Genomic DNA, 6470 nt, shown 5'->3' on the forward strand with positions numbered 1-6470 from the left:
AACGACGCACCCATTCGCCTGAGTTCAAAGCCAAGGTCGCCCTGGCGGCCATCCAAGGTGATCTGACGATGGCCGAGCTGGTGAAGAAGTACGACGTACACGCCAACCAGGTCACCGACCGATCATCGGGAGATAAAGATTCTCATCCGGCGCTGCCGGCGCTGCACCGTTCGCGTCGCCACTTGTACAAGGTCAAGCACTTGGCGGCGAAGCCGTCCGTGCATGGGGAGCAAATCACTGTATGCCTTAACACGTCCAGGCAAGCCGACTGTTTTTTTTCGATATGCCGAGACGGATCACGGCCAAGTTGGGGTTGCGCGATAAGGGAACAGGCAACATCCATCATGCAGCCGAATTTGAGGCCTCTCCGTGCGGAGCTCTTGCACTTCAGGCAAAAGGCAAGCCCCTCACCTGGCGGGTCATGTTCCCCGGGTACGCCATTCGTGCACGACCAGCGCGACAATGGCGACGTCCAGTATCGTCAACAACAACAATAATGCCGAAGGTGCGTATGTCAGGCGGTAGGTCTGATAGGCAATAAATGCGCTCAGAGCAATCGTTGCGGCGGGAAAGGACCAGCGCCACCCGCGTAGAAGCCCCGTGACCAAGACCAGTTTGATGATGCCGTGACCGAGCAGGTAAAAGCTGACGAAATGCTGTGTCCCGACCGAAAGGTGCTGCGCCATGTCACGCAGATGGTTGGCAACAAAGTCTGTGGGATCCTCACTGAGTTCTGCACCGGTCACGTCACCAACGATACGGATGATGAACGGTAGCGTGGTCACCATCAAAGCGGCACCTCCCAATACCTCCAGCAGACCATCCAGCCCCTTGAGCGCGACGCCTATGTCGAACATCCAGTGGTAGAGCGTATCTCGATCAAACTTCACTCTTGTTCCTTGGCAATCTGCCAGTGCAAATAGAGCTGCTATGAACCGGTCCCGTGGAAGTTTGGTTCAAGTCAGGTCACCATCGTGATGGCCCGACTGGTGAGTTGTCGATAGTAGTTTCCTGAACCTGACAGGGGTTCTACCCAGATACAGCGGATACTTCAGAAAAGCCTCATCAAGGCGCCTAGAAGACTGCGACGTATCTACATGCGTGTCGGATGTCACTGGCGCGTACCACAATGCTCACTTCATGCGAAAAAGAAACCCGCCGAAGCGGGTTTCATCCATCTATACATGAGGGGACAAGGGGGACGGCGGCGCCTCACGGCGGCTTGGCTAGCTAGACACCAATGTTCACTATTGTACAGGCACCGATCTTTTTATGTGATGTAGATCACATAGCGTCGGGCAGGACCCATGCGCTGGGCGTTACCTGCTTTTCTAGTGGTTGAGTGGCGCCAAGACGCATACACCCACGCCAGTACGCGCTTCAGGTCCATTTTCACTGCAGGGCCCGATGATTCTCACTTTTTCGCCCCACTTCCGAACCCATATAGTGCTGAGCCGCACGCGTATCGAGGTGCCGGGCCCGTCGATCACGGCTCGTTCTGCGGATAATGGAGTGCAGATGTCCCCATTGCCATGTGGCGGGAGGGGGCCATGCATGCAGGGATCGCCTACGAAGGCCTCGGCTGGGCGATGACATAACCCCGCGATGTCGGCATGCCAGCGCGATGATGGTCTTGCCTTGGTGTGTAAACCATCTGCTGGAAACAACGCATCGAGCGTACGCCAGCCAGGCGGCTGGTAGCAGGCCCCGACTCCACGAGTTGTGGCCGATGTAAGGAGTAATATGACAGCTTGCATCAGGCCCTAGCCCAGAGCCGTCATCGCAATGCCATCATCTCGTTGGTAATCGTGACCTGCGGTCTTCGGTGCGACGTATAATAGTTGCGTCGCGTCGCCCACCCAGCCTCTTCACACATCCCGGTATGCTCGGAGTAGTCAAGTGACCGGGCTCGACGAGCTTCGGCCATGCCTTGTCCGGAGTTTTCCTGCACTAAGCATTCAGTCGCTCGGCGATTCGATCTGCCACACGCAGCGCGTTGGCTATGATCGTCAGCGTGGGGTTCACAGCACCGATGGAAGGAAAAAAGCTGGCGTCCACAATATAGAGATTGTCCAGCTCGTGGGCCTTGCAGTCGAGGTCGAGAACTGAACAGGCCGGATCGGAGCCAAAGCATGCGGTACCGGCTTGGTGCGCAGTGCCGCCGATGGGAATGTCTTTGCCCAGATACAGGCTACGCTCCAGTAGCTTCGGATGCGCGCCTTGTTTGCTGAGCATTTCTTCCAGTTTCCCGGTCAGACGCTGATGGGCCTCCATGTCGCCCTCGTGAATTTCCAGGATCACCTTGTCTCCGTCATAACGGATACGGTTTTCCGGTCGCGGTAGATCCTCGCTGGAAAGCCAGAAGTCCATAGAGTGTCGGGCCATCGTCTCGAACGGCATCTTTGGCATCCATTCCAACCACGAAGGCAACGCTTCACCACGGATCTGCGCGCCGTGCGAGACCGCGCACATCTGGATCAGTCCCAGCGGGTACTCCCAGTCGTCGGCACCAAAGTAGTAGTCGCTCACGCCCAGCGTCTTCTGGAACACCGTTTCATTCGGTTCTTTCAGCATTGCCATCAGGATCGTCTGGTTGTGGCGCATGTAGTTGCGCCCAACCTGGCCCGAACCGTTGGCCAGACCGTTCGGGTGCTTGTCGCTGGCTGAGCGCAGCAACAACAGCGCCGACGAAAGTGCGCCACAGGCGACCACCACGATATCCGCCGTGTACCGTTCCGGCTTGCCGTTGCGAGTCACGTTGACGCCGGAAACGACTTTGCCCGACGCGTCGGTTTCCAGCGTCGACACATAGGCGTTGGTCAACAGCGTCACGTTGTCGTGAGCCGCCAGCATGGGATCCACACACATCACCTGCGCATCCGCCTTGCCGTTCAAGGGCGAAGGATAGCCATCGAAGTACGGCGTGCGGATGCACGGGCTAGTCGGTGTGGTCTGGCCATCGACCTCGTCGAGAAGGATGCCCAACGGCAAATGAAAAGGATGCAGCCCATCGCTGCGCAGACTGTCGTCAAAAGCCTGGATACGTGGCTCGTGCGCGACCGGCGGATACGGATAAGCGCCACTCGCAGGCGGCTCGCAGGGATCTTCGCCGCGCTGACCGTGCACATGGAACAGCTTTTCGGCCTCGGTGTAATACGGCTCGAACGCGGCGTACTTCAGCGGCCATGCAGGCGAAACACCATCTTTGTGTGTGATCTCGTCAAAATCGCGCTCGCGCAGGCGGAACAACGCGGCGCCGTAGACCTTGGAGTTGCCGCCGACGTAGTAATGCAGACCGGGATGAAACGTCTCGCCGTCCTTGCCATACCAAGTTTCCGGCGATTGGTAGATCGCGTCGACGAAGACCTTTTGTGGATCCCAGTTGTCCACCGAGCGCGGCAGGTAATCGCCGCGTTCGAGCAACAGGATTTTCGTACCGGTCGGGGCCAATCGCTGCGCCAGTGATGCACCCCCAGGCCCGCTGCCTACGACGATGAGATCGTAATGCTGATAGGACACGATGATCTCCGTATCTGAAACTGAAACTGAAACGACTCAACCGCCCGTGGCGAAACCGGGGGCCAAGGTCATGCCACCATCCACGAACAAGGTGGTGCCAACCACGTAGTCGGATTGATCGGATGCCAGCCAGACCGCCGCGCGTGCAATGTCTTCCGGCTCGCCGATGCGTCCGTAAGGCACCAGGGTCATCAAGGCTTTGTAGGCTTCCTTGGTATTCCATGCATTGGTATTGATCGGAGTGCGTATGGCGCCGGGTGCAATAGCGTTGACACGTATTTTCAGAGACGCCACTTCCTGCGCCAGACTTTCCATCAACATCTTGATGCCGCCCTTGGACGAGGCATAGTTGGCATGCCCGGCCCAGGGAATTTCCTGATGCACCGAACTCATGCAGATGATCTTGCCGGCAGCGCAGGATACTTCGGGTATCACGCCGCGGCGGGTAAACTCGCGCACCGCTTCTCGCGCGCACAGGAACTGCCCGGTGAGATTGACGCTGATGACCTTGTTCCACTGTTCCAGCGTCATGTCGTGGAACGCCGAATCGCGCTGCAAACCGGCGTTGTTGACCAGGATGTCGATGGTGCCGAAAGCATTGATGGCCTGCTTGAACATGGCCGCGACCTGATCTTCATCAGATACATCGGCCTTGATCTTCATCGCCTTGACGCCGAAGCCGTGCAACTTGTCGATCACGGACTGCGCCGCATCGTCATCGACGACGTAATTGACCGCCACGTCGGCGCCGGCTTGACCCAGTGCCAACGCCACGCCTTGGCCAATCCCCGAGTTGGCGCCGGTGACCAGGGCTTTCTGACCAGCCAGCAATCTGGGGATGGAGAGTTCAGGTGCACCGGAAGTCGGGGGCGCGACTGCTTGATTCACGGGTGACTCCTTGGTGATCGCTGACGAGTTTGCATTTTGAGTATGCGCCTCGACATGTGGAGAGCACGTGAACACGTCTGCGAAGATGAGCGGCTCCTGCCGGAACGAAGCTCGCGTTCTGGTCCCATTCACCGCAACGGCCTCATCCTGATGCTCTTGCGTGCCCCGGGCCATCACACGTGTTTGGTGTTGTTGTCAGCTTCCTGATCCGGCTTGCGTTGGTGGCCCTTTTTTTGCCATTCAGTGCGCTGGACAAAGTGCTCAATCACAGCGAAGCCATGGACAAGGCCAAGGGTTCAGTGCACTCGCGGGCTCTTGCCGGCGCTCTGGTCGGCGCGGGCATGTTCGTCGAGGTAGTGATGTCGCTGGCCATACTCAGCGGCTTTTATGATCGCCTGGCAGCGGTCATCCTGGCCGGCTATTGCGCGGTGACAGCGCTGTTGTGGAAGCAATTCTGGAATACCGACGATTTCCGTCTCAAGGGCCCCAGCAAGGGGCGTGCCGTTTTCTGGGACTTCATGAAGAACTTCGCGCTGGCCGGCGGTTTCCTGATCCTGGCAATGGGCGGTACGGCTTATGGAGTCCAGCATCTGATCCAGCATCCGCTTTCCTCTTCGCATCCCTACGCGCTTACAGCTCCGACTCAGCGTGTCGAGCCAGCTGAAGCCAACCATTCATCGCAAGGAATATCCCCATGAGCGAACAATCCAAACCCAAGGTGCCGTACTGGCATATCTGGACCGACCAAGATGGTGTCAGTCACCAGAAGCAGTGTCACATGACTGAGTTTGAATTGGGATCCATGGGCGGTGGCGCCGACCCACAATGGAAGGGCAACAAGACCACCGGAAAGATGACCACCATGGTCACAGTGCAACCGGTGGGCTGGGTGGGCGAGTGGCACGAAAACCCCAAGCCGCAATGGATCATTCCGCTGTCGGGACGCTGGTCGGTGGAATCGATGGACCGCACGAAAATTGAACTAGGACCGGGCCAGCTTTCGTTCGGCGGAGACCAGCATTGCCAGGAAAAGGACGGCCGTAAGGGCCACCGTTCCGCCACGGTGGGTAACGAGCCGGCTGTGCTCATGGTGGTACAGTTCGAGGACATTCCCACACCCAAGTCACCCTGCGTGTTCAAGTGAGACAAACAGACATGAGTGATACCGATGGTTTTGTCACCTGTGATCCGGTCTTCAATCAATACGTGCTGCCCAACGCACCACTGGAGGAACTGGCCGGGGGCTTCCGCTGGTTGGAAGGACTAGTGTGGATGGGCGATGCCGACTGCCTGTTGTTCGAGGATCTGCCACGCAATCGCACCATGCGCTACATCGAAAACGCCGGGGTGTCGGTATACCGCCAACCGTCGCACTACGCCAACGGCCAGTGCCGCGACCGGCAGGGCCGTTTGATTTCCTGTTCGCACAGCGACCGTTGCCTGTATCGCACCGAGCTGGACGGCAAGATCACCATGCTGGTGGATCGTCATGCCGGCAAACGTCTCAACGCGCCCAACGACGTGACCGTGAAGTCCGACGGCACGATCTGGTTTTCTGATCCGCTGTACGGCATTCAACGCGACTACGAAGGCGGCATTCAGGAATCCGAACAGTCACCGGCGCTGTATCGCTTCGATCCCGAGAGCGGCAAGATCACCATCGCGGCAGGGGATTTCGACGGCCCCAATGGCCTGGCGTTTTCCCCTGACGAAAGCCGCCTTTACGTTTGCGAAACCGGCGACATGACCAGTGAAAACCCGAAGCAGTACATCCGTGTATTCGACATCGGCGCCAAGGGCAAATTGCACGGCGGCGAGATATTCCACAAGGTCGAGCCCGGTTTCGCCGACGGCATCTGCATGGACGAAGACGGAAACATCTGGTCCAGCGCAGCCGATGGCGTGCATTGTATCGATCACGAAGGACGCCTGTTGGGCAAGGTGCTGGTGCCTTATCTGGTGTCCAACCTGACCTTCGGCGGCTATTTCAAGAACCGCCTGTTCATCGGCGGCTCGCATACGCTGTACGCGATCTTCCTCAATCGGCGCGGTGCCGGATGGCC

Annotated in this window: 6 protein-coding genes and 1 pseudogene; 4 read left to right on the forward strand and 3 right to left on the reverse strand. The window is 58.3% G+C overall.

Annotated features, from left to right (window positions below):
• Positions 1-116 (forward strand): annotated as a pseudogene (locus PF446_RS04220) (transposase); the annotation flags it as partial.
• A gap of 303 nt (positions 117-419) precedes the next feature.
• Here the strand turns inward: PF446_RS04220 and PF446_RS04225 are convergent.
• From PF446_RS04225 to PF446_RS04235, 3 genes are all read right to left on the reverse strand, one after another.
• The gene (locus PF446_RS04225) at positions 420-890 is read right to left on the reverse strand and encodes a DUF2127 domain-containing protein (protein WP_298070002.1); all 471 of its coding nucleotides are present in this window, start codon (positions 888-890) and stop codon (positions 420-422) included.
• Positions 891-1950: 1060 nt separating this feature from the next.
• Positions 1951-3519 carry a GMC family oxidoreductase gene (locus tag PF446_RS04230; RefSeq protein ID WP_298070003.1) on the reverse strand — a complete coding sequence of 523 codons (1569 nt, stop codon included), beginning with the start codon at positions 3517-3519 and terminating at the stop codon, positions 1951-1953.
• A gap of 36 nt (positions 3520-3555) precedes the next feature.
• Entirely contained in the window at positions 3556-4407 is an 852-nt protein-coding gene (locus PF446_RS04235; protein WP_298070004.1) for an SDR family oxidoreductase, read from the reverse strand.
• 179 nt (positions 4408-4586) lie between these two features.
• On the opposite strand from PF446_RS04235, the gene PF446_RS04240 reads away from it, so the two are divergent.
• The 3 genes from PF446_RS04240 to PF446_RS04250 form a co-directional block, all read left to right on the forward strand.
• Complete coding sequence (locus PF446_RS04240; protein WP_298070005.1) at positions 4587-5105, forward strand: DoxX family protein; 519 nt, start codon at positions 4587-4589, stop codon at positions 5103-5105.
• Positions 5102-5551 carry a hypothetical protein gene (locus tag PF446_RS04245; RefSeq protein ID WP_298070006.1) on the forward strand — a complete coding sequence of 150 codons (450 nt, stop codon included), beginning with the start codon at positions 5102-5104 and terminating at the stop codon, positions 5549-5551. The genes PF446_RS04240 and PF446_RS04245 overlap by 4 nt, the downstream gene beginning before the upstream one ends.
• Positions 5552-5562: 11 nt before the next feature.
• On the forward strand, positions 5563-6470 hold a 908-nt coding region (locus PF446_RS04250; protein WP_298070007.1), incomplete at its 3' end, for an SMP-30/gluconolactonase/LRE family protein.

The sequence above is a fragment of the Oleiagrimonas sp. genome (genome assembly GCF_027858935.1).
Taxonomy (GTDB): domain Bacteria; phylum Pseudomonadota; class Gammaproteobacteria; order Xanthomonadales; family Rhodanobacteraceae; genus Oleiagrimonas.